The sequence below is a fragment of the Mycobacterium szulgai genome (assembly GCF_002116635.1).
In the GTDB taxonomy this organism is placed as follows: Bacteria; Actinomycetota; Actinomycetes; order Mycobacteriales; family Mycobacteriaceae; genus Mycobacterium; species Mycobacterium szulgai.
On the sequence record NZ_LQPW01000178.1, the window covers coordinates 24,652 to 46,782 of the forward strand.

A 22,131-nucleotide genomic window follows, 5' to 3' on the forward strand; every position below is an offset into this window, starting at 1 on the left:
AAGGAGGGCCGATGACCACGTTGACGCTGCAGGACGTGGCTGACCTTGCCAAGGTACAGCGGCCCGTGGTCAGCATGTGGCGAAAGCGGCGAATGGTGCGCGGCGTCTCTATCCCGTTTCCGACTCCTGTGGCGACGGTCGACGGCGTCGCACGCTTCCCTCGTGACGCTGTGGTGGATTGGCTGGTGCGAACCGGTCGCGGGAATAACCTCGAATGCGACTATGACGCGCCCGCGGTGGCGGCACCGGACGATGCCGGCCTAGAGGACGTTGTAACGCTGCTTTGCTGGCATGTGGTCACCGGACAAGAACTCACCAGCGTGTCGCACGCCGACTTGGTACGTTCGGCCGAGCGGTTCGATCCCGAGGACACTCTGCTGTCGACAGAGATTCGCGAGCTGCGGGTGTCCGATAGCGCGCTCGTCTACGTCGACGATCTGGTGGAAGCCTCGCGCGGTCCGGCAGACGCGCTGCAGCGGGTCGAGGCCGGGCGACTCAAGCGTCGCGAACAATTGCGCGAACTCACCGACTACGCGGTGAACTTGTTGCGCTGCATGGTTGAAGCCGCGGCTATCCATCTCGAAGACGACCGGGTTGTGCTGCGCGCCGAAGGTTCACCGGTGGCGCTTGATGTGGCCGAGGTGTGTGGGCTCGATGTCGCATCGAATGATCGGCCGCTGCGTCGTCGTGCGGTCATTCGCGGCATACACGTCAGGGAAAATGTTGCATCCCAATGCGTTTCAGCCTTGTCGCTCGTCGGACTGGATGTCGTAGACGCGCTCGATCGCCTCGATGATGCTGTACTCGCGCTGCGACCAAGGGACGTTGCGATAGTTATTGGATCTGCGGCCGCACTCTCGGACGGGCTTGCCGGGCCAATGCAGAATCGGCGTGCGGGGGCACTTCGAGTGGGCAATCTTGTTGCCGCCGTACGCCTCCCGCGGGGACTCTGGCGTGAGGCGCACCGGCAGAGCCTGGCGGTGTGGATATGTGTAGGGGGTGCGAATGCGCAGCAGCCTTGGGTTGCTGACCTCGGAGCTGTCGAGCACATCGAGTTAACCGATATTGCCGCCGATGTCGCCGGCGCCCTGGCGCAGACGGAGGATCGCGCTTTCCGGTACGCACGACGCATTCAGCTATCGAACGTGCTGGCCGGGTCTGCTGTGGTGCCCAGAGGAGTACGGGCGGTGCGGCTGCGCGGGCACGACGAGGGGGAGCATGTAGAGGCAGTGCACCGGGCTACGTTGGTGACGACAGCGCCGCTGATGCCGCTGGACGCGTTGGTGTCCGCGGCCCCTGGGCGGATTCACCTGGCACACCGTTCCCTGCACGAGCTGCATGCCGCGAAACGGCTGTTGCTCAAACGGGGGCGGCGCATAAACGGCAGTCATGGATCCCCGGAGGGAACGGTGCGGGTGCTGCCTGAAGAAGTGGTTGGGAGGCTCGCGCTTGATCCCGTTGATGCCGAGGCGAAATACCCGCGTGCGACTCGTACCGAACCAGGCGACGTGATCTTTGTAGAAAAGCCGCGGCCACGGGCTTGGGTGGATCGGGTGGGTGGGGCGATGGTGGCCTGCCCTGCCCGGATCATTCGCTTGTCCGCATCGGCGGAAGTCGGCCCCCTAGTGCTGGCCACGCTCATCAATGAAACCGCCTGTCCCGGAAGTGAATGGCCGACTTGGTCGGTTCCAGTTTTGCCGCGCGGCGAAGCCGAGCGCCTTGAGGCGGCGTTGGCAGAGGCTGATGAATACGAACGACAAGCAAGCCGCCGGGTAGCTGCAGTTCGGGAGTTGAAGACGGCGCTCATCAACGGGGTTGCCGCCGGCGCCCTCACCCTCGATGTGGAACACAGTGCGCCGGGGTTGCCCGGCGCCGGAAACTAGAAAGGACGCATGCGATGCCGCCCCGGAAAAAGCAGGAGCCGCAAGCACCGTCGACAATGAAGGAGCTCAAGGACACGCTCTGGAAGGCCGCGGACAAGCTCCGCGGGTCGCTGTCGGCCAACCAATACAAGGACGTGATTCTGGGGCTGGTTTTTCTGAAATATGTCTCCGACGCATTCGACGAGCGTCGCGAATCGATTCGTGCCGAGTTGGCCGCCGACGGCATGGACGAGGATCAGATTCAAGAACTGATCGACGATCCTGAGGAGTACCACGGCTACAACGTGTTCGTGGTGCCACCGACCGCGCGGTGGAAGTTTTTGGCGGAGAACGCGAAAGGCAAGCCCGCGAGCGGGGATCAGCCCGGTAAGAACATCGGAAAGCTGATTGACGACGCCATGGATGCCGTGATGGACGCTAATCCTACGCTGGGTGGCACGCTGCCACGGTTATACAACCGCGACAACATCGACCAGCGGCGGCTCGGCGAACTGATCGACCTGTTCAACAGTGCGCGATTCAGCCGTCAGGGTGAGCACAAAGCGCGAGACCTGATGGGGGAGGTCTACGAATATTTCCTCGGCAACTTCGCCCGCGCGGAGGGCAAGCGGGGTGGTGAGTTCTTCACCCCGCCCAGCGTGGTAAAGGTGATCGTTGAGGTGCTTGAACCTGCCAAGGGCCGTGTGTACGACCCGTGCTGCGGGTCGGGCGGCATGTTCGTGCAAACCGAGAAGTTCATCGCAGACCACCACGGCGACGCGAAAGACATTGCCATCTATGGCCAGGAGAGTATCGAGGAGACCTGGCGCATGGCCAAGATGAACTTGGCCATCCACGGGATCGACCACAGTGGGTTGAGCAGCCGGTGGGGCGACACGTTCGCGCGCGATCAGCATGCCGACGTGCAGATGGACTACGTAATGGCGAATCCGCCGTTCAATATCAAGGATTGGGCCCGCAATGAAGAGGACCCCCGGTGGCGGTTCGGCGTACCGCCGGCCAACAACGCCAACTATGCCTGGATTCAGCACATCCTGTTCAAACTCAAGCCCGGCGGCGAAGCCGGCGTTGTGATGGCCAACGGGTCGATGTCGTCGAACTCGAACGGAGAGGGTGACATTCGTGCGCAGATTGTGGAGGCCGACCTGGTGTCCTGCATGGTCGCGCTGCCGACACAGCTCTTTCGCAGCACGGGAATTCCAGTGTGTCTGTGGTTTTTTGCGAAGGATAAGGCCGCGGGTAAGCAGGGATCGGTTGACCGCTCCGGTCAGGTGTTGTTCATAGACGCCCGCGAGCTGGGTTACATGGTGGACCGGGCCGAGCGGGCGCTGAGTAACGACGACATCGTGCGCATCGGTGACACCTACCACGCGTGGCGCGGTTCTTTGTCGGCTGCCGCAAAAGGTGTTATCTACGAGGATGTTCCGGGGTTTTGCAAATCGGTGACGCTGGCGGATATCAAGGCGGCGGACTACGCGCTGACGCCCGGCCGGTACGTCGGAGCGCCCGAGGTCGAGGACGATGGTGAACCGATCGACGAGAAGATCGCTAGGTTGAAGACGGAACTTCTTGCGGCATTTGATGAGTCGGCGAGGCTGGAGAAGGTGATTCGGGAGCAGTTGGAGCGACTGTCGTGATTTCCGTTCGTGTGGGCACTCTCGTACGCGAAGGCGTACTTCGTGTGGAGGACGGTAACCATGGTGAATACCGTCCGCGTCCTGGTGAGTTCGTCGTCGATGGTGTGCCATTCATTCGTGCTGCTGATATGTCGAGCGGAGTAATCGACTTCGAAGGCGCGGGGCGAATCAATGGTGTTGCACGAGCACGCATCAGAAAAGGTATCGGTGCACCGGGGGATGTGATTCTGTCTCACAAGGGAACTGTCGGGCGCATTGCAGTCGCCCCGATGACGTCGCCAGACTTCGTATGCTCACCTCAAACGACCTTTTGGCGCTCCCTGGACCCCAATGTGCTTGATCAACGGTTTCTTCGTTACCTGATGGCATCCGAGAGTTTCCGAAGGCAACTCGATGTGCTCAAAGGGCAAACGGACATGGCACCGTACGTCAGCTTGTCTGATCAGCGTTCCATAGAAATTGAATTACCGCATATCGACGAGCAACGGGCTATTGCAGGTGTGCTCGGTGCCCTCGACGACAAGATCGCCGCGAACAAGCGATTGGTTGAGGCCGCGCGCAAATTGGCTTCTGGACGGTTCGTCGGCAGTTTGAGCGTTAGTATCAAAATTCCGGTTTCGGACGCAATTGTGATGTTGTGCCGCGGCGTGACTCCAAAGTACGTCGATCGCAACGGTATTACGGTTTTGAACCAAAAATGTGTGCGTGATCAGCGTGTGTCGCTAGACCAAGCACGTTTGATGGCGCCCCTATCGAACCGCCTTGATCGCATGCTGCAAAAGAATGATGTTTTGGTGAACTCGACGGGCGTGGGGACGCTGGGCAGGGCTGCGCGGTGGACTCGGGAATCGGGGGTGACGGTCGACTCGCACATTACGATAGCTCGGTTTGATGAGTTTGTTGTAGACCCGGTGTGCGCCGGGTTCGCGCTCCTCCGGCTGGAGAATGAGATCGAAGCGCTCGCGGAGGGTAGTACTGGGCAAACGGAGCTTCGAAGAGAATTGCTAGGCAGCTTGATTCTGGAAGTTCCGGCGAGGTCTGAACAAGCTCGCCTCGGCCGAGAACTTGATGAGTTGGACTCCTTAGAACGTTCGAGACTCGACGAGTCGCGTCTGCTGGCCTGTGCCCGTGACGAACTCCTTCCCCTCCTGATGTCCGGCAAACTCGGGGTCAAACACGCCGAGGCTGTCGTGTCGGAGGTGTTGTGATGGCTCAGAACGAGGCGGACGACAGCCAAGTTCCCTTTCTTGCGGTATCTGTTGACAAGTCCGCCGCTCTGAGGTGCCCACAGCGTCTCGATGTCGTCAGCGCTTGGGTCCAAACTTGCCGCCCACGAGCGGTTGTGGCCGCGAACCAAGAACTCGTTGCCACGATTTGGAGTGCCGGCGCGGAAAACCTGGCCCGGCAGGATGATGAAGGTTGGGTTGCCCGTGTCATCGACGGGCTGACTTCTGATTTGAAAAAACGTTTCCCGGATGCTAGGGGGTTCTCGCCTCGGAATCTCGAGTACATAGGCACGTTTGCGGCGGGATGGCCGGAGGATGCAATTGTGCAAGCGCCGCTTGCACAATTGCCGTGGTATCACCACATCGCATTACTAGAGAAGCTCGATAGCCCTGAACTGCGGCTATGGTACGCACAAACCGCCGTCGACCAACGGTGGAGCCGGAACGTAATGGTCCACCACATCGAGGGCCAACTCCACCACCGGGTCGGCCGCGCCCTTATCAACTTCGCGCAAACACTGCCGCCGGCCGAGGCCGAGCTAGACGTCGGAAGCGATGAGGAGCCATGACCGAATTCAACGAGGCAGCCTGGGAGCACAAAGTTCTGGACGACCTGGCCGAGCACGAGTGGACCCCGATGTCCGGCAGCGACATTGCCCCCGGCACGGTCGGCGGCCGCGAATCGTGGTCCGACATCGTGCTGCCAGACCGCATGCTGGCCAAGATGCGCGAGCTCAATCCCGATGTCCCCGGTGAATACCTGGACCAGGCGCGGTCCGAGATCGTTCAGCCGCGCTCTCAGGACACCATCACAGAGAACTTCCGGCTGCACCGCTACTTTGTCGAGGGCTACCGCGGTTTCAACTATATCGACTCGGACGGCATCGAGCAGAACCCCACAATAAGGCTGATCAGTCATCGTCCCGAAGAGAACGAATTCCTTGCCGTCCAACAGGTTACGATCCGCTCGACCGAGCAGCATCGGCGTTTCGACGTCGTGCTCTACCTCAATGGGATGCCTGTCGCGATCTTCGAGCTGAAGCAGGCCGGTGCGCAGCACGCTGACATCGCCGCCGCGCACGCGCAACTCCAAACCTATCGACGCGAATTCCCGATGGCCTTCCGGTTCGCGGTGCTCACTATAATCAGTGACGGCATCAACGCTCGGTACGGCACACCTTTCACCCCGTTCGAACATTTCGCGCCGTGGAATGTCGACGATGACGGCAAACTCATCGAGATCGGCAAGTCCGCCAACGACGTGGATGTGCCGATCGAGCTGGAGACTCTGATCGATGGTCTGTTCAACACCGAGCGCTTCCTTCAGCTGCTGCGCAATTTCACCGCCTTCGATGAAGATGGCGACAAGCTCATCAAGCGAATTGCAAAGCCGCACCAGTACTTTGCTGTTAGCAAGGCGGTCGGGCATACGGTGCAGGCGGCGGAGACCAATGGCAAGGCCGGTGTGGTATGGCATACCCAGGGCTCGGGCAAATCGATGGAAATGGAGCTTTACACGCACCTGGTCGCCCGACACCCGAAACTGAAAAACCCGACCATCGTGGTCGTCACCGACCGCACTGACCTCGACTCGCAGCTCTATGAAACATTCAATCGCTCAGCGCTGCTTGCCGAATCTCCGGTGAAAGTGGCCACGCGATCCGAGCTGCGTGACGAACTGTCCAACCGCACCACCGGCGGCATCTACTTCACGACTCTGCAAAAGTTCGGTCTCACGAAGGCCGAGCGTGGCGCCGGTATTGACCATCCGAAGCTAACTGACCGGCGCAATATCATCGTCATCGTTGACGAGGCCCACCGCAGCCACTACGACAACATCGACGGCTACGCCCGTCACATCCGCGACGCGTTGCCTAACGCAGTGTTCATCGCCTTCACGGGTACGCCGATTTCGGAGGTCGACCGCGATACCCGCGCGGTCTTCGGAGCGACCATCGACAGCTACGACCTGACCCGGGCAGTAGCCGATAACGCCACGGTGCCAGTGTATTTCGAGCCGCGGCTGGCCAAAGTCGGTTGGGCGGAAGGCGTCAGTGAGGGCGACCTCGATGACGCCGCCAAAGAGGTAACCCTCGGCCTCGACGACGTCGAACGGGCGCAAATCGAGAAGTCGGTCGCCGTCATCAACGCAATTTACGGCGCCCCTGAACGCCTGGCAAAGCTGGCCGAGGACATCGTGACGCACTGGGAAGCACGCTCCGAAGCGATGCGACCGTTCATAGGTTGCAGTGGCAAAGCGTTCGTAGTCGGTGCAACACGAGAGATCTGTGCGCGGCTCTACGAGCAGATCATCGCGCTCCGCCCGGACTGGCACCACGAATCCGTCGACAAGGGCGTCATCAAGGTCGTCTACTCGGGTTCTGCACAAGATCCGGAGCAAATTGCGAAACACGTTCGCAGGGAAGGCCAAAACAAGACCATCCAGAAGCGGTTACGCAACCGCGAAGACGAACTACAGATCGTCATCGTCAAAGACATGATGTTGACCGGCTTCGACGCGCCGCCGCTGCACACCTTGTATCTGGACCGTCCGCTCAAAGGCGCGCTTCTGATGCAGACGCTCGCACGGGTTAATCGGACGTTCTGCGGTAAGCCGTCGGGCCTGCTGGTCGCTTACGCGCCGCTGGTAGACAATCTCACGGCGGCCCTAGCCGAATACACGGACACGGACCGCGCCGAAAAGCCGCTAGGCAAGGACATCGAAGCTGCGGTGGACGAGACCGGGAAGCTCATTGCGCGGCTGGACGGGCTGTGTGCAAGCCACGACTGGCGGTCCAGGGTGCCACTAGTGGGCTGGTTGAAGGCGGCGATCGGCCTGGCCGCCTACCTGCGTGATCCGACCACGCCGGGAAATCAAACTCAACCGACACTCGGCGATCAGTTTCGTACGCTGTCAAATCATTTGGCACGTGCTTGGTCGTTGTGTGCGGGCAATGAGACGCTGGGCGAGTTACGGCAGACCGTGAAGTTCTACGAGCAGGTCCGTGTGGTGATGGGCAAGTTCGATGCTCAGCAGCGCCAGGCTGAGGGCAAGCCGATCCCGGAGGAAATCAAGCGACTGCTCTCGCAACTGGTCGACGCCTCGACAGCTGGTGGCGAAATCATCGACATCTACGAGGCCGCGGGACTCGGCAAGCCGTCGCTGTCCGACCTGACGCCGGAATTCGAAATGAAAGCCAAAAAGTCTGAAAACCCGCACTTGGCCATTGAGGCGTTACGCGCTCTGCTCACCGAGGAGATGGGCGGCGCGACCCGGAACAATCTTGTACGTCAGCGTGACTTTGCTGAACGGGTCTCGGAATTGATGCGCAAGTACACCAACCAGCAGCTCACCTCGGCGGAGGTGATCGCCGAACTCATCGCGATGGCCAAAGAAGTTGCCGCTGAGGGAGATCGGGGCAAGAGATTCACGCCGCCGCTGTCACACGATGAGCTTTCCTTCTACGACGCGGTTGCCGACAATGAATCGGCGGTTGAAATCCAGGGTGAAGCGGTCCTGGCGCAGATAGCCCGTGAATTGGTGGCGGTGATGCAGCGTGACACCAAAACTGACTGGACTGTGCGGGATGACGTGCGTGCAAAACTGCGGTCGTCGATCAAGCGGCTGTTGGTGAAGTACAAGTACCCGCCGGACAAGCAACCGGCGGCGATCAAGTTGGTGATCGAACAAATGGAGGCGTTAGCGCCGCGGTACGCGGAGCAAGCGGGTCGATTGACCGACGGGGAGAAAGTCCTGAACGTGTCTCCGTGACGCCACTGGAAGAGCGGCGGGCCGATAGTAAGAACCTATGGCTGGTCTATCGTTTCGTGTAGTCGAAGACCCACTGCATAGTTGGCGCCTGACCACAGCATTCCGTCGCCACAGGCTGCAGCTCAACATTGATCAAACTGGATCAGTGGATTCTTGCCCTAGTGCTCGTGCGACCTGTTTGCCGTTGTCGGTGAGCTTCATCCATGCCGCCCAAATCCACACTGCAGGATCATCGTAATGATTGACGTAAGCGTCGGAAATCTTCTGCATTGACGTGGCGAGCGGTTCGTTCCATTCGACCCAACTTCCGTCGTCGCCGGACATAGCGCCGAGGGAGAAAAGTCCATCGCTCACCAGCGAACGTACCGTCTCTAATGTCTCTTTCTGCAGTTCTGATATCGGTATCGCCGGATTCAGTCGAGTGACGTGGGAATCAACGACCGTAAGCGGCACGGCACCTTCTAGCCCATCGAGCAGCAGCTCTTCACGTACTCTTCTGCGAATGTTGTTCATTCTGCGCGCTGCTCTGAGTTGTGTCGAACGACCTGCATAGCCTATCGCCTCAAACATTCTGCTGCAGCTGGCATTTCGTACCTAACTTTTCGGCGGGGCGGTGTTTTCTGACTGCATGTCAAGTCTTGTCATTCCGGGTTGAACTCGGGCAAGTCCGACAATTCGTCTTTGCCTAACACTGGCAAGTCGTGGTGGCTGTGCGGCAGTTGAACAGGGTGCGGGATAGATTCCGGAGGCACTGGACCAAGGATCGGAGACGGTCCGAGTCGGGCAGGCGGCGCCGCGGCCGGAGCGGGTTCAACAGGCACGCGGGCCGATGGTCTGGGCTCGATCTGTGGCGGAGCCACCGGTTGAGCGAGAGGCCGTGCAATGTTCGGTACGCCGCCTCGTTCGGAGTTGATATGTATTCGGACGTAATTCTTATCCGGCGAACGAATATCCATCGTCAGGCCGAATTCCGCATCTTGACGTATCCCGACGATGGTTCCGTCGCTTAGCACGCGCTCTATTCCTTTGTAGCTACTCGCTGGATTCCTTTCGGTCGCGCCTTCGCTTAGCCAATCCAATAGCTTGCGCAGGTCTGCTTCGCTTCTGATTTCTTTGATAAACGGGCGATTGCCACGGGGGAGGTCTCTGATTACCTCCTGCACTTCTTGAGCCGTTGGCGTCGAGGGGGGATTGGGCGGAGGACCAGGTGCATCCTTCCAAGACCCGTTGTCGACAAGTTGAATCCCGTTGCGCCGAGGCGGTTCTCGGCCTTCTTCTCGTGGGCGGGCGGGCACGTCGTCGAAGAGCATAGTTCGGAGTTCAGCGAACGCGATGGTGATCCGCGCGGCGACTTGCTGATCCAGTGAAACCAATTGCATTGCACGCTGACGGATGTCGAGAGCGAGATTATGGGCCAGGGCACGCCGGCTGGCCATCGTCATCGGCGATCGGCAGGCGCCAGGGTCCGTGATCGAAAGGTCATCGCCAACTTCGAATCCGGCAGAATGGGCGTCCTCGACCGCATATCGCAAGTGCGACCGTGCCGCATACAACTCGGAAGCACCGGCGCGTGCTGTCTTGGCCGCTTGCTCGATCCGGTCTCCAATGCGATTGACCGTCGTCATATCACCGAAGGTCCGGGCCCGGAGCTGCTCAGATGCCTGGCCCGTCCAGTCAACCGACATTGAGTCATCCCAGACCCGCGAGAAGACGTCATACCATCGCCGATGGGTAGACTCCCAGTGCGCCGCGCCTTCGGTGAGATGTTCAGTGGGCCATGCGAGAAGCTCCGAAAGGTTTGGAAACTCTTGGTTGAGTGCTGTCACGACGCAGCTCTAGCTTGATCGGTCAGCGAGGCAAGTTCGCCAGGCCGACCTTGCCTCACTGTTGACGAACCGGGTCTTCATTGCGGCGCCGACGTCCATCGGGGTGAGCTTTCCACGAATAGTTGGTCCGAGCTACTCGCCCAGCTAGCGGACCCCGTACGAGCAGACCTCGCGCCGAGACTGCACTCACGGTGTCGAAACCGCCTCGACACGCGCTCTGCGCGCAGTCTCGGCGCCACGAATGCAGATTCGGCCGATTAAGGTGAGCGCCGTGGCCGACATCGCGCCGCTGCGCGTGCAACTGATCGCCAAGACTGAATTCTTGGCCCCGCCGGACGTGCCCTGGACCACCGACGCCCAAGGCGGCCCGGCGCTCGTCGAGTTCGCCGGCCGCGCCTGCTATCAGAGCTGGTCAAAGCCCAATCCCAAGACCGCGACCAATGCCGGTTACATCAAGCACATCATCGACGTCGGACACTTTTCGGTGCTGGAGCACGCAAGCGTGTCGTTCTACATCACCGGCATCTCGCGATCGTGCACCCATGAGCTGATCCGGCATCGCCATTTCTCCTATTCACAGCTCTCCCAGCGATACGTGCCCGAGAAGCAATCCCAGATCGTCATACCCCCGGGCATGGAGGACGACCCCGAGCTGCGGCAGATCCTCGCCGCGGCCGCCGACGCCAGCCGAGCCACGTACGCCGAGTTGCTGGCCAAGCTGGAAGCCAAGTTCGCTGACCAGCCCAACGCTGTCCTGCGCCGCAAGCAGGCCCGTCAAGCCGCGCGTGCGGTGCTGCCCAACGCGACCGAGACCCGCATCGTTGTGACCGGCAATTACCGCGCCTGGCGGCACTTCATCGCCATGCGGGCCAGCGAGCACGCCGACGTGGAAATCCGGCGGCTGGCCATCGCGTGCCTGCGCCAGCTGGTCGACATCGCGCCGGCGGTGTTCGCCGACTTCGAGGTTTCCGCGCTGGCCGACGGCACCGAGGTTGCGACCAGTCCTTTAGCAACCGAAGCATGAGGCGCGAGCGTGCGCGAATGTACCGGCCGCACGGCGCGTCGGCGTACAGGCACTCACGCTCGCGGCGGGGATAAAGCGCCAGGTAACCTTGGGACTCGTGACCACCGTCGGATTCGACGCCCCAGCACGTCTGGGTACCCTGCTAACCGCGATGGCGACACCCTTCGGCGCCGACGGCTCCGTCGATGCCGCCGCCGCCGCGGGCCTGGCAATTCACCTGGTCAACCAAGGCTGCGACGGAATCGTGGTTTCGGGAACCACGGGGGAGTCGCCTACCACCACCGATGACGAGAAGGTTGAGCTGCTGCGTGTCGTCCTGGAAGCCGTAGGCGACCGGGCACGCGTCATCGCTGGAGCGGGCACCTATGACACCGCGCACAGCGTCCGACTGGCCAAGGCGTGTGCGGCCGAAGGCGCGCACGGACTCCTGGTGGTGACCCCGTATTACTCGAAGCCGCCGCAGGCCGGCCTGCTGGCACATTTCACCGCCGTCGCCGACGCGACCGACCTGCCGGTGTTGCTCTACGACATCCCCGGGCGGTCTGGGGTGCCGATCGAGACCGACACCATCCGCGCGCTGGCGTCACATCCCAACATCGTCGGCGTCAAGGACGCCAAGGCCGATCTGCACAGCGGCGGCCAGATCATCGCCGAAACCGGGCTGGCCTATTACTCCGGTGACGACGCGCTGAACCTGCCGTGGCTGGCAATGGGCGCCACCGGCTTCATCAGTGTGATTTCTCACCTGGCGGCAGGGCAGCTTCGAGAGTTGTTCTCCGCCTTCCACTCTGGAGATATCGCTACGGCTCGCAAGATCAACGTCGCGCTGGCCCCGCTGTGCAATGCGATGGGCCGCCTGGGCGGGGTGACGTTGTCCAAGACGGGCCTGCGCTTACAGGGCATCGACGTCGGGGTTCCCCGGCTCCCGCAGGTTCCCGCAACACCAGAGCAGGTCGAAGCGCTGGCCGAGGATATGCGCGCGGCGTCGGTGCTCAGGTGATCCAGAGGGTGAGCCACAGGTGAACGAAGAACTCGCCCCACCAGGTCTTTTGGCCCCGGGCGGGTTGCGGGTTACCGCGTTGGGCGGCATCAGCGAAATCGGCCGCAACATGACGGTTTTCGAGCACCTGGGCCGGCTGCTGCTCATCGACTGCGGGGTGATGTTCCCCACCCACGACGAGCCGAGTGTCGACCTGATCCTGCCGGATATCCGCCACATCGAAGATCGGCTCGACGACATCGAGGCGCTGGTGTTGACCCACGCGCACGAGGACCACATCGGCGCGATCCCGTTCCTGCTCAAATTGCGGCCCGACATTCCGGTCGTCGGCTCCAAGTTCACCCTGGCGCTGGTCGCCGCCAAATGCCGTGAGCACCGCATCAAGCCGGTGTTCGTCGAAGTCAAAGAGGGCCAGAGCAGCCGTCACGGCGTGTTCGAGTGTGAATACTTCGCGGTCAACCACTCCATCCCGGACGCGCTGGCAATCGCCATCTACACCGGTGCGGGGACTGTCCTGCACACCGGGGACATAAAGCTCGACCAATTACCGCTGGACGGCCGCCCCACCGACCTGCCCGGCATGTCCCGGCTCGGTGACGCCGGCGTGGACCTGTTTCTGTGCGACTCGACCAACGCCGAACATCCCGGGGTCGGGCCGTCCGAAAGCGAAGTGGGCCCGACCCTGCACCGGCTGATCCGGGGTGCCGACGGGCGGGTCATTGTGGCGTGCTTCGCCTCCAACGTCGACCGGGTACAGCAGATCATCGACGCCGCAGTGGCATTGGGCCGGCGGGTGTCGTTCGTCGGGCGATCCATGGTGCGTAACATGGGCATTGCGCGGGAGCTGGGCTTCCTGCGGGTGGGCGATTCCGATCTGATCGACATCGCCGCGGCCGAGATGATGGCGCCCGAGAAGGTGGTGCTGATCACCACCGGCACCCAGGGCGAACCGATGTCGGCGCTGTCGCGGATGTCGCGCGGCGAACATCGCAGCATTACCCTGACCGCGGGCGATCTGATCATCTTGTCGTCGTCACTGATCCCGGGCAACGAGGAAGCCGTCTACGGCGTCATCGACTCGCTGGCCAAAATCGGGGCCAGAGTTGTCACCAATGCCCAAGCGCGGGTGCATGTTTCAGGTCACGCGTACGCCGGTGAACTGTTGTTCCTGTACAACGGCGTGCGGCCGCGTCACGTCATGCCGGTGCATGGGACCTGGCGGCACCTGCGGGCCAATGCAAAGCTGGCCGCCAGTACCGGGGTGCCGGTGGAGTCAATCATGTTGGCCGAGAATGGCGTCAGTGTAGATCTGGTCGCCGGTAAAGCGTCGATCGCCGGTGCGGTGCCGGTGGGCAAGATGTTCGTCGACGGACTGATCACCGGCGACGTCGGCGATATCACTCTGGGCGAGCGGCTCATCCTGGCTTCGGGCTTTGTCGCGGTGACAGTGGTGGTCAAGCGCGGCACCGGCAAGGCGGTGGCCGCGCCGCTCCTGCATTCGCGTGGGTTCTCCGAGGACCCCAAAGCCCTGGAGCCCGTCGTGCGCAAGGTCGAGGCCGAGCTGGAACAGTTGGTCGCCGACAATGTCGTCGATCCGATCCGGATCGCTCAGGGGGTGCGGCGCACCGTGGGCAAATGGGTGGGCGAGACCTACCGCCGCCAACCGATGATCGTGCCGACGGTCATCGAGGTCTAGAAGCGGGTCCCCGGTCATCGAAATTAAGTCTTCTTCGTATACGCCGACCACTCGATCTGTGACGCTTTGAGTTTGCGCCCGGCCGGCCCGACATAGCGGTCTACAAGCTCGTCGGGGCCGGCCTGTTCCACCAGCTGCCAGCCGTAGTCGGCGACGAACTCCGCCACACCTTCGGGCGCTAACCCGAAGTGCCACAGTTGCCGTCGCTGCCGGACCGAGCGGTACAGGGTCCGGGTACCGTACCGATTCTTGCCGTCAATGAAGTCCTTGCGGACGTAGGTGAACACCATGCGACTGCCCGGCGCGACCGCGCGCAGCCCCTCCAAGATCCGCCGAACGCCACGCTCGGTGAGGTACTGAGTGACGCCCTCCCAGATGAAAAAGACCCGGTAGTCGGTCTGATAGCCGTGCTCTGCCAGCGCCGTCAGCAGGTCATCACGCTCGAAATCCACTGCCACCAACCGGACCGACAGCGGTAACTCGCCCAGCACCCGTCGCACCGTCTTGGCCTTGCGGGCGATGTTGACCGGCAGGTCTACCTCGAAGACCGGGACGCGGACCTGCCGGGTCAGGCGATAAGCGCGGGTGTCCAATCCGGCGCCCAGAACGACTACGGCGTCGATGTCGTCGAGCGCCTCGGCCAGCTTGTCGTCGATAAACCGCTTGCGGCAGGCCAGATTTGCCCACAGCCCGCGTCCGGTCCACTCCGAGGCTGCGATGAGCAGGCGGCGCACCGGGGCCGCGCGTGTCATAGCGACCAGCAGTCGTAACGGCGCCGGCAGGAACAAGTCGGCCATGTCGTCTTCCAGCAACCGCCGGTCCGGCGGCTCATTTTGTTCGACGGCCGCCAACACCATCGGGCCAAAAGCGGTCTGGGCCGCGGGATTTCGTGCCATGGTCAGCGCCTGTTCACACAGCCCGCATCAACGGGCAGGGTAACGCCGGTGATGTAGCGCGCTTGATCGGACACCAGCCACGCCACGGCGTCAGCGATGTCATCGGCCTGCAGGATCTGCACCGGCAGAGCGTTGCCCGCGCCATGAGCCTCTCCCCGCGCGCTCATCTCGGTAAGCCACTGCCTGGTGAACTCGTTGTTGATCATCGGCGTATCGACGCCCGACGGATGTACGGAGTTGACCCGGATATTGTGGGGCGCAAGGAGATTGGCGTAGAGCCGTACCAACCCGACCAGGCCGTGCTTGGCGGCGGTGTAGCCGATCGAGCCGGCGTCGGAGCTGCCGATGCCGACCAGCCCCGCGGCCGAACTGATCAATACGATCGCCCCGCCGCTGCCCTGCTCGATCATTGTCGGTTTCGCTACCTCGATGGTGTGGTAGACGCCGGTCAGGTTGACGTCTATGACGTCATGCCAGGCGTCGGCCGATTGCATGGGTGCGATACCGGCATTGGCCACGACAATGTCGAGGCGGCCGAACTCGTCGACGCCGGCCTGTACGGCGGCCGACAACGAGTCGCGATCGCGGACGTCGCCCTGCCGGGCCACGATCCGCGCGCCGGTCTCCTCGACCAGCTTCACCGTCTCGGCAAGCTCGGCAGCGGTGCCCAGCGGATACGGCACGCTAGCGATCTGAGCGCACAAGTCGAGCGCAATGATGTCGGCACCGTCGGCGGCCAATCGCACCGCGTAGGCGCGGCCCTGGCCCCGCGCGGCACCGGTGATGAAGGCAGTCTTGCCTTCCAGCGGCGGGCCCATCAGGGGCGAAGCTGTCCTTTGCTGGGTTCTCCGGCCGGAATCGGTTGCAGCATCTTGATGTCGGGTTGTCCGGCCAGGTGCTCACCGGCCGCGGTGAACATCTTGGCGACGGCAGGGGCGGTGCTGTGGGCCTTCAGCGCTTCCTCGTCGGCCCACTGCTCGACGAAAACGAAGGTCTCGCCCGATTGGTGCAGCGAGTACAGCTGACAGCCGGGTTCGCCGTGCACCTCTTCGACCGCGGTGGTCAGGATGTCGCGGACGGTCTCGACTGATTGCGGTTTGACGGTCAGGGTGGCGACGACAACGACAGGCATGCGAGGGCCTCCTGGGAATTCCGCGGTGACTTTTGCTAACCGCTTGTCACCCTACTCAGGCATTTGCATAACGAGGCGAGCACACCATCGTTACCAGTGTGGCGGATGGTGCAGATGTTGTATTTGCGACTAGGCTTGCGGGCATGGCTAGTAAGACCGTCGCGCGCTCCGGAACTCGAACGAGCAGGTCAAAGGCCGCTTCGCGGGGGACATCCCGAAGTGGGCGATCGAGCACACCCAGGAAGCGCCCGGCTCAGCCCGTCCGGCGTCCCAGCCGGCCGGCCAAGCGGCGTAATCAGTCCCTTTTGGTTGTGGCTGGGCTTACCTGCGGCCGCGCTATGCGGGCCACCTGGATGATGGCGGCCAAGGGCACCGGTGGCGCGGCGCGGTCAATCGGTCGAGCCCGCGACATCGAGCCCGGGCACCGCCGTGACGGGATCGCACTGGTTCTGCTGGGAATTGCCGTCGTCGTCGCCGCGAGCTCGTGGTTCGATGCGGCCCGGCCGGTCGGCGCCTGGGTCGATATGGTGCTCCGAACCTTCATCGGTTCAGCTGTCGTGTTGCTGCCACTGGTCGCTGCCGGGATGGCAGTCGCGCTGATGCGAACCGAACCCAATCCCGAGGCGCGGCCGCGGCTGATTCTGGGCGCCAGCCTGATTGCGCTGTCGGTCCTCGGCCTGCGCCACCTGTGGGCTGGTTCACCCGAATCGCCCGAATTGCGCCGGCGCGCAGCCGGATTCATCGGGTTCGCCATCGGCGGGCCGCTCTCCGACGGTTTGACCGCCTGGATTGCGGCACCGCTGTTGTTCATCGGCGCACTGTTCGGGTTGCTGTTGCTGACCGGGATCACCATCCGCGAGGTGCCCGACGCGCTGCGCGGCATGTTCGGCACGCGACTTTTCCAGCGTGACTACGACGACGATTACGAGGATTACCAGGACCACGCCGACGAGTTCGAGGGCGACTTTCCCGGCGATGACGCCGACACCGTGGAGGTCGCGCGCGAAGACTTCTCCGACGGCTACTACGACGAGGCTCCGCTCGATTCCGGTGACGGGCCACAGGCCTGGCCGTCGGCGCAAGAGGCCGCCGAGCTGGTGGATGACGCGCCGACCATACCGGAACCACGAACCCGCAAACGCGCCGCCAAGAAGCAGGACACCCAACCCCTGGACCGGGTCGTCGAGGGGCCCTACACGCTGCCGTCGATGGACCTGCTGGTCGCCGGCGATCCGCCCAAGAAGCGCAGCGCCGCGAACACCCACATGGCCGGTGCCATCGGTGAGGTGCTGACCCAGTTCAAGGTCGACGCGGCAGTCACCGGCTGCACCCGCGGACCCACCGTGACCCGCTACGAGGTCGAGCTGGGGCCCGGCGTGAAGGTGGAGAAGATCACCGCGCTGCAAAAGAACATCGCCTACGCCGTGGCCACCGAAAGCGTGCGCATGCTGGCCCCCATTCCGGGCAAATCGGCCGTCGGCATCGAGGTGCCCAACACCGACCGGGAGATGGTGCGGCTGGCCGACGTGCTGACCGCGCCGTCCACCCGGCGCGACCATCACCCCCTGGTGATCGGCCTGGGCAAGGACATCGAGGGTGACTTCATCTCGGCCAACCTCGCCAAGATGCCGCACCTGCTGGTGGCCGGGTCCACCGGATCGGGCAAGTCGAGCTTCGTCAACTCCATGCTGATCTCGCTGCTGACCCGGGCCACCCCGGAAGAGGTCAGGATGATCCTGATCGACCCGAAGATGGTGGAATTGACGCCGTACGAAGGCATTCCGCACCTGATTACGCCGATCATCACCCAGCCGAAGAAGGCGGCCGCGGCGCTGGCCTGGCTGGTCGACGAGATGGAGCAGCGCTACCAGGACATGCAGGCATCCCGGGTGCGCCACATCGACGACTTCAACGCCAAGGTGCGCTCGGGCGAAATCACCGCGCCGCTGGGCAGCCAGCGCGTGTACCGGCCGTACCCCTACGTGGTTGCGATCGTCGACGAGCTCGCCGACCTGATGATGACCGCCCCGCGCGACGTCGAGGACGCGATCGTGCGGATCACCCAGAAGGCTCGGGCGGCCGGCATCCACCTCGTCCTGGCCACCCAGCGGCCCTCGGTCGACGTGGTCACCGGCCTGATCAAGACCAACGTGCCGTCGCGACTGGCGTTCGCGACGTCGTCGCTGACCGACAGCCGCGTCATCCTGGACCAGGCCGGCGCCGAGAAGCTGATCGGCATGGGCGACGGCCTGTTCCTGCCGATGGGCGCGAGCAAACCGATCCGGCTGCAGGGCGCCTACATCACCGACGAGGAGATCCAGGCCGTCGTCGCCGCCTGCAAGGACCAGGCCGAACCCGAATACACCGAGGGCGTCACCACGGCCAAACCCAACGGCGAACGCACCGACGTCGACCCCGATATCGGCGATGACATGGATGTCTTCCTGCAAGCCGTGGAGCTGGTGGTGTCCAGCCAGTTCGGCTCGACGTCGATGCTGCAGCGCAAGCTGCGGGTCGGCTTCGCAAAGGCGGGCCGGCTGATGGACCTGATGGAAACCCGCGGCATCGTCGGGCCGAGCGAAGGTTCCAAGGCGCGTGAGGTCCTCATCAAGCCGGACGAGCTGGCCGGGACGCTGGCGTTGATCCGGGGCGGGGCCAACGCGGACGGATCCGACGAGGACGACTGACCGCTAGAGCACCAGCAGCATCCGCGAGTTGCCCAGGATGTTCGGCTTGACGTAGCTCAGGTCGAGGAATTCGGCGACGCCGATGTCATAGGAGCGGCACATCTCTTCGAAAACCTCGGCCGTGACGGGGGTGCCCTCGATCTCGGTGAACCCGTGCCGGCCGAAGAACTCGGTCTCGAAGGTCAACACGAAAAGCCGCTGCAGTTCCAGCTCACGGGCGACTTCGAGAAGCCTGTTGACTATCGCGTGGCCGATGCCGTGGCCGGTCACCGCGGGATCGACTGCGACCGTGCGGATTTCGCCGAGATCGGACCACAGCACGTGCAATGCTCCGCACCCGACAACGTTGCCATCGAGTTCGGCGACCCAGAATTCCTGGATGGCTTCATAGAGGGTCACGAGATTCTTTTCGAGCAGAATCTTTCCCGCATAGGTGTCGACGAGTTGTTTGATTGCGGGCACATCGGATGTCCGGGCCCGCCGGACCGCCGGCCGTAAATCCCGTGGACTTTCGCTCACCTGGCAACAGTATCGACATCGGGGCTTACATAAGCTGGTCAACCCGTTATTCTGTTGCCGTGTCGGCGCAGCCAGAAACACCTCCGGTGATCGGCCCCGCGCGTATTGCCAATCTGGCCAATATCCTCACCCTGCTGCGCTTGGTGATGGTCCCGATTTTCCTGCTGGCCCTGTTCTATGACGGCGGTCACCACTCCTCGGCCCGTGTGGTGGCGTGGGCGATATTCGCCGCCGCCTGCATTACCGATCGATTCGACGGCCTACTGGCGCGCAACTATGGAATGGCCACCGAATTCGGCGCCTTTATAGATCCCGTTGCGGATAAGACGCTGATTGGGGCGGCGCTGATCGGGTTGTCGATGCTGGGGGACTTGCCCTGGTGGGTGACGCTGCTGATCCTGAGCCGCGAACTCGGTGTGACGGTGCTACGGCTGGCAGTGATTCGCCGCGGTGTCATTCCGGCCAGTTGGGGCGGCAAACTCAAGACCGTGGTCCAGGCGGTGGCGATCGGTTTGTTCGTACTGCCGCTTCCGGGGCCGCTGCATATCGGTGCCGAGGTGATCATGGCCCTCGCCGTCGTACTGACGGTGGTGACCGGTGTCGACTATGTCGCATCGACGGTCAGAGAAGTCAGCCGCGCCAACCGCGAATCTTAGATCGGCCGGGAACCAACGCCACCGCCGTCGGCGTTGACCTGACGTTGGCTGCCGAACAGGCGTGACCGGACGAAGGAGACCACGATGGCGGCATTGGTGCGCGAGGTGATCGGTGATGTGCTGCGCGGAGCCAGAACTTCCCAGGGCCGGACCCTGCGTGAGGTGTCGGATTCAGCGCGGGTAAGCCTCGGGTACCTGTCGGAAGTGGAGCGGGGCCGCAAGGAGCCTTCGAGCGAGCTGCTGAACGCGATATGCGACGCCCTGCGGGTGCCGTTGTCGCAGGTGCTCACCGACGCCGCGGAACGGCTGGGCCGTGCGGAGCGAGCCGACAGTGGCACGAACATCGATGCCAGCACCAAGGTGGTCATCCCCCCGGTGGTGTCTCTGGCGGTAGCCTGACTGTCCGGTGACTCGCCTGGGTCGACGAGATACGCACCATGAGTGGGGCGACGCGCGCTGAACCGTTAAATTGAGCGGCAGAGGGTATGCGCCCATCCGGCACACAAGAAGCGAAGGCGGAGCTAACTGATGGCCAATCCGTTCGTCAAAGCGTGGAAGTACCTCATGGCGCTGTTCAACTCAAAGATTGACGAGCGCGCCGACCCCAAAGTCCAGATTCAGCAGGCCATCGAGGAAGCACAACGGACCCATCAGGCCCTGACCCAACAGGCCGCACAAGTGATCGGCAACCAGCGCCAGCTGGAGATGCGCCTCAACCGGCAGCTGGCCGACATCGAAAAGCTTCAGGTCAACGTGCGTCAGGCCCTCACGTTGGTAGACCAGGCCACCGCCGCTGGAGACGCGGCCAAGGCCACCGAGTACAACAACGCTGCCGAAGCGTTCGCCGCCCAGCTGGTGACCGCCGAACAAAGCGTCGAAGACCTCAAGACGCTGCACGACCAGGCACTGCAAGCGGCGGCGCAGGCCAAGAAGGCCGTCGAGCAGAACGCCATGGTGCTGCAGCAGAAGATCGCCGAGCGCACCAAGCTGCTCAGCCAGCTCGAGCAGGCCAAGATGCAGGAACAGGTCAGCGCTTCACTGCGGTCGATGAGTGAGCTTGCCGCGCCGGGCAATACACCGACCCTGGACGAAGTACGCGACAAGATCGAACGCCGGTACGCCAACGCGCTGGGGCAGGCGGAGCTGGCGCAGAGTTCGGTGCAGGGCCGCATGATGGAGGTGCAACAGGCCGGCGTGCAGATGGCCGGGCATTCCCGGCTGGAGCAAATCCGGGCGTCGATGCGCGGTGAGGCGCTGCCCGCTGGCGGTGCCGCCACTCCCGGGGCCACGCCGGCCACGCCGGCGACCGAGACCGGCGGGGTTGCCGAGAAACCGTTCGGTCAGTAACAGGGGACGGTTTGCAAATGGTGGTGAAGTCAGGTCAGCGCGGCCCATTGCGTGCCGTGCTGCAGCGTGGACTTGATACCGCCGCCGACCTGTCCGACCTGGTGGCCCAGAAGATCACCGCCGCGTCCGATCCACGGGCGCGCCTGCTGCGGCGGCGCCGCCGCGCGCTGCGGTGGGCCTGGATTTTTACCGCCGGCTGCCTATTTTGGGCTCTGGTCACGGCCGGGCTGGCCGCCTGGGGCTGGTTTGCGTTGCTGCTGCAGGTCACCGGAGCTATCGCGGTCGTTCAGGTGATTCCCGCGACGCTGCTGTTCTTCCGCTACTACGGGCTGAAAGCAGAGCCGTTGCCGGCCCAGCGGCCGGCCAGCGTCCGCCGGCTACCTCCGCCCGGTTCGGCAGCCCGGTCGGCGATGTCGGCGTTGGGCGCTTCCGAACGCGGGTTCTTCTCGTTGCTGGGTGTGATAGAGCGCGGCGCGATGTTGCCTAGGGATGAAATCCAGGACTTGTCTGATGCGGCCAAACGGACGTCGGCGGCCATGGGAGCCACCGCGGCCGAAGTGGTGTCGATGGAACGGGCCGCGCAGCACTCTGCTTCATCGCGCGAGTATCTGGTGCCGACGATCAACGCCTATACCGCGCAATTGGGCGCAGGTGTCCGGCAGTACAACGAAATGGTTACTGCCGCAGCGCAATTGGTGTCGTCTGCAAGCGGCGACGGCGGCGCGGCGCTGTCCCGGCAGCGCTACCGCGCCGAGCTGGTCGACGCCACCGATCGGCTGACCGGATGGGCGCAGGCGTTCGATGAACTCGGTGGACTGCAGCGCCGCTAG

Annotated in this window: 19 protein-coding genes; 13 read left to right on the top strand and 6 right to left on the bottom strand. The window is 63.1% G+C overall.

Annotated features, from left to right (window positions below; all coding sequences use genetic code 11):
- The first annotated feature begins 11 nt into the window (after positions 1 to 11).
- From AWC27_RS29135 to AWC27_RS29155, 5 genes are read left to right on the top strand one after another with little or no spacing between them, the layout of a single operon-like run.
- Positions 12 to 1,883: a hypothetical protein gene (locus AWC27_RS29135; protein ID WP_085674363.1), complete on the top strand. Its 1,872-nt coding sequence runs from the start codon at positions 12 to 14 to the stop codon at positions 1,881 to 1,883.
- 14 nt (positions 1,884 to 1,897) lie between these two features.
- Positions 1,898 to 3,520: a class I SAM-dependent DNA methyltransferase gene (locus tag AWC27_RS29140; protein ID WP_085674365.1), complete on the top strand. Its 1,623-nt coding sequence runs from the start codon at positions 1,898 to 1,900 to the stop codon at positions 3,518 to 3,520.
- Positions 3,521 to 3,564: 44 nt separating this feature from the next.
- The gene (locus AWC27_RS29145; RefSeq protein ID WP_139837298.1) at positions 3,565 to 4,728 is read left to right on the top strand and encodes a restriction endonuclease subunit S; all 1,164 of its coding nucleotides are present in this window, start codon (positions 3,565 to 3,567) and stop codon (positions 4,726 to 4,728) included.
- Positions 4,728 to 5,315 (top strand): DUF1016 N-terminal domain-containing protein, encoded by a 588-nt coding sequence (locus AWC27_RS29150; RefSeq protein WP_085674369.1) that lies wholly within the window; start codon positions 4,728 to 4,730, stop codon positions 5,313 to 5,315. Before AWC27_RS29145 ends, AWC27_RS29150 begins: the two co-directional genes overlap by 1 nt.
- Positions 5,312 to 8,518 carry a type I restriction endonuclease subunit R gene (locus AWC27_RS29155; protein ID WP_085674371.1) on the top strand — a complete coding sequence of 1,069 codons (3,207 nt, stop codon included), beginning with the start codon at positions 5,312 to 5,314 and terminating at the stop codon, positions 8,516 to 8,518. The genes AWC27_RS29150 and AWC27_RS29155 overlap by 4 nt, the downstream gene beginning before the upstream one ends.
- Before the next feature lie 132 nt (positions 8,519 to 8,650).
- Here AWC27_RS29155 and AWC27_RS32540 read toward each other — a convergent pair whose 3' ends face one another.
- A complete protein-coding gene (locus AWC27_RS32540) occupies positions 8,651 to 9,088 on the bottom strand; it encodes a hypothetical protein (protein ID WP_245847583.1) in 438 nt (145 codons plus the stop codon).
- A 71-nt stretch (positions 9,089 to 9,159) separates the two neighbouring features.
- Entirely contained in the window at positions 9,160 to 10,344 is a 1,185-nt protein-coding gene (locus AWC27_RS29165; RefSeq protein WP_139837299.1) for a hypothetical protein, read from the bottom strand.
- A gap of 271 nt (positions 10,345 to 10,615) precedes the next feature.
- Here AWC27_RS29165 and thyX point away from each other — a divergent pair, with 271 nt between their 5' ends.
- The 3 genes from thyX (at position 10,616) to AWC27_RS29180 (ending at position 14,064) form a co-directional block, all read left to right on the top strand.
- Positions 10,616 to 11,368 (top strand): FAD-dependent thymidylate synthase, encoded by a 753-nt coding sequence (thyX, locus tag AWC27_RS29170; RefSeq protein WP_085674608.1) that lies wholly within the window; start codon positions 10,616 to 10,618, stop codon positions 11,366 to 11,368.
- A 97-nt stretch (positions 11,369 to 11,465) separates the two neighbouring features.
- The gene (gene dapA / locus AWC27_RS29175; RefSeq protein ID WP_085674375.1) at positions 11,466 to 12,368 is read left to right on the top strand and encodes a 4-hydroxy-tetrahydrodipicolinate synthase; all 903 of its coding nucleotides are present in this window, start codon (positions 11,466 to 11,468) and stop codon (positions 12,366 to 12,368) included.
- A gap of 19 nt (positions 12,369 to 12,387) precedes the next feature.
- Positions 12,388 to 14,064, top strand: a complete 1,677-nt coding sequence (locus AWC27_RS29180) for a ribonuclease J (RefSeq protein ID WP_085674377.1) — start codon at positions 12,388 to 12,390, stop codon at positions 14,062 to 14,064.
- Between the two features lie 23 nt (positions 14,065 to 14,087).
- Here AWC27_RS29180 and AWC27_RS29185 read toward each other — a convergent pair whose 3' ends face one another.
- From AWC27_RS29185 to AWC27_RS29195, 3 genes are read right to left on the bottom strand one after another with little or no spacing between them, the layout of a single operon-like run.
- Positions 14,088 to 14,960, bottom strand: coding sequence for an SAM-dependent methyltransferase (locus AWC27_RS29185; RefSeq protein ID WP_085674379.1), 873 nt, complete (start codon positions 14,958 to 14,960; stop codon positions 14,088 to 14,090).
- Between the two features lie 2 nt (positions 14,961 to 14,962).
- Complete coding sequence (locus AWC27_RS29190; protein ID WP_139837300.1) at positions 14,963 to 15,781, bottom strand: mycofactocin-coupled SDR family oxidoreductase; 819 nt, start codon at positions 15,779 to 15,781, stop codon at positions 14,963 to 14,965.
- The gene (locus AWC27_RS29195) at positions 15,778 to 16,092 is read right to left on the bottom strand and encodes a putative quinol monooxygenase (RefSeq protein WP_085674383.1); all 315 of its coding nucleotides are present in this window, start codon (positions 16,090 to 16,092) and stop codon (positions 15,778 to 15,780) included. Before AWC27_RS29195 ends, AWC27_RS29190 begins: the two co-directional genes overlap by 4 nt.
- A 143-nt stretch (positions 16,093 to 16,235) precedes the next feature.
- Between AWC27_RS29195 and AWC27_RS29200 the strand changes: the two genes are divergently transcribed.
- Entirely contained in the window at positions 16,236 to 18,779 is a 2,544-nt protein-coding gene (locus tag AWC27_RS29200; RefSeq protein WP_085674384.1) for an FtsK/SpoIIIE family DNA translocase, read from the top strand.
- Between the two features lie 3 nt (positions 18,780 to 18,782).
- Here the strand turns inward: AWC27_RS29200 and AWC27_RS29205 are convergent, their stop codons facing one another.
- Positions 18,783 to 19,298 (bottom strand): amino-acid N-acetyltransferase, encoded by a 516-nt coding sequence (locus AWC27_RS29205; protein ID WP_085674611.1) that lies wholly within the window; start codon positions 19,296 to 19,298, stop codon positions 18,783 to 18,785.
- A 59-nt stretch (positions 19,299 to 19,357) separates the two neighbouring features.
- On the opposite strand from AWC27_RS29205, the gene pgsA reads away from it, so the two are divergent.
- The 4 genes from pgsA (at position 19,358) to pspM (ending at position 22,131) form a co-directional block, all read left to right on the top strand.
- Positions 19,358 to 19,954 (top strand): CDP-diacylglycerol--glycerol-3-phosphate 3-phosphatidyltransferase, encoded by a 597-nt coding sequence (gene pgsA / locus AWC27_RS29210; RefSeq protein WP_211281728.1) that lies wholly within the window; start codon positions 19,358 to 19,360, stop codon positions 19,952 to 19,954.
- A gap of 84 nt (positions 19,955 to 20,038) precedes the next feature.
- Positions 20,039 to 20,353 carry a transcriptional regulator ClgR gene (clgR, locus tag AWC27_RS29215; protein WP_085674388.1) on the top strand — a complete coding sequence of 105 codons (315 nt, stop codon included), beginning with the start codon at positions 20,039 to 20,041 and terminating at the stop codon, positions 20,351 to 20,353.
- A gap of 129 nt (positions 20,354 to 20,482) precedes the next feature.
- A complete protein-coding gene (gene pspA / locus AWC27_RS29220) occupies positions 20,483 to 21,301 on the top strand; it encodes a phage shock protein PspA (RefSeq protein ID WP_085674390.1) in 819 nt (272 codons plus the stop codon).
- A 17-nt stretch (positions 21,302 to 21,318) separates the two neighbouring features.
- On the top strand, positions 21,319 to 22,131 hold the full coding sequence (gene pspM, locus AWC27_RS29225; protein WP_085674392.1) for a phage shock envelope stress response protein PspM: 813 nt from the start codon (positions 21,319 to 21,321) through the stop codon (positions 22,129 to 22,131).

What these genes read in the sequence shown, in the direction of transcription:
- AWC27_RS29135 (WP_085674363.1), top strand. Translation starts at nt 12, where the DNA reads ATGACCACGTTGACGCTGCAGGACGTGGCTGACCTTGCCAAGGTACAG.
- AWC27_RS29140 (WP_085674365.1), top strand. Translation starts at nt 1,898, where the DNA reads ATGCCGCCCCGGAAAAAGCAGGAGCCGCAAGCACCGTCGACAATGAAG.
- AWC27_RS29150 (WP_085674369.1), top strand. Translation starts at nt 4,728, where the DNA reads ATGGCTCAGAACGAGGCGGACGACAGCCAAGTTCCCTTTCTTGCGGTA.
- AWC27_RS29155 (WP_085674371.1), top strand. Translation starts at nt 5,312, where the DNA reads ATGACCGAATTCAACGAGGCAGCCTGGGAGCACAAAGTTCTGGACGAC.
- AWC27_RS32540 (WP_245847583.1), bottom strand. Translation starts at nt 9,088, where the DNA reads ATGTTTGAGGCGATAGGCTATGCAGGTCGTTCGACACAACTCAGAGCA.
- AWC27_RS29185 (WP_085674379.1), bottom strand. Translation starts at nt 14,960, where the DNA reads ATGGCACGAAATCCCGCGGCCCAGACCGCTTTTGGCCCGATGGTGTTG.
- AWC27_RS29195 (WP_085674383.1), bottom strand. Translation starts at nt 16,092, where the DNA reads ATGCCTGTCGTTGTCGTCGCCACCCTGACCGTCAAACCGCAATCAGTC.
- AWC27_RS29200 (WP_085674384.1), top strand. Translation starts at nt 16,236, where the DNA reads ATGGCTAGTAAGACCGTCGCGCGCTCCGGAACTCGAACGAGCAGGTCA.
- clgR (WP_085674388.1), top strand. Translation starts at nt 20,039, where the DNA reads ATGGCGGCATTGGTGCGCGAGGTGATCGGTGATGTGCTGCGCGGAGCC.
- pspA (WP_085674390.1), top strand. Translation starts at nt 20,483, where the DNA reads ATGGCCAATCCGTTCGTCAAAGCGTGGAAGTACCTCATGGCGCTGTTC.
- pspM (WP_085674392.1), top strand. Translation starts at nt 21,319, where the DNA reads ATGGTGGTGAAGTCAGGTCAGCGCGGCCCATTGCGTGCCGTGCTGCAG.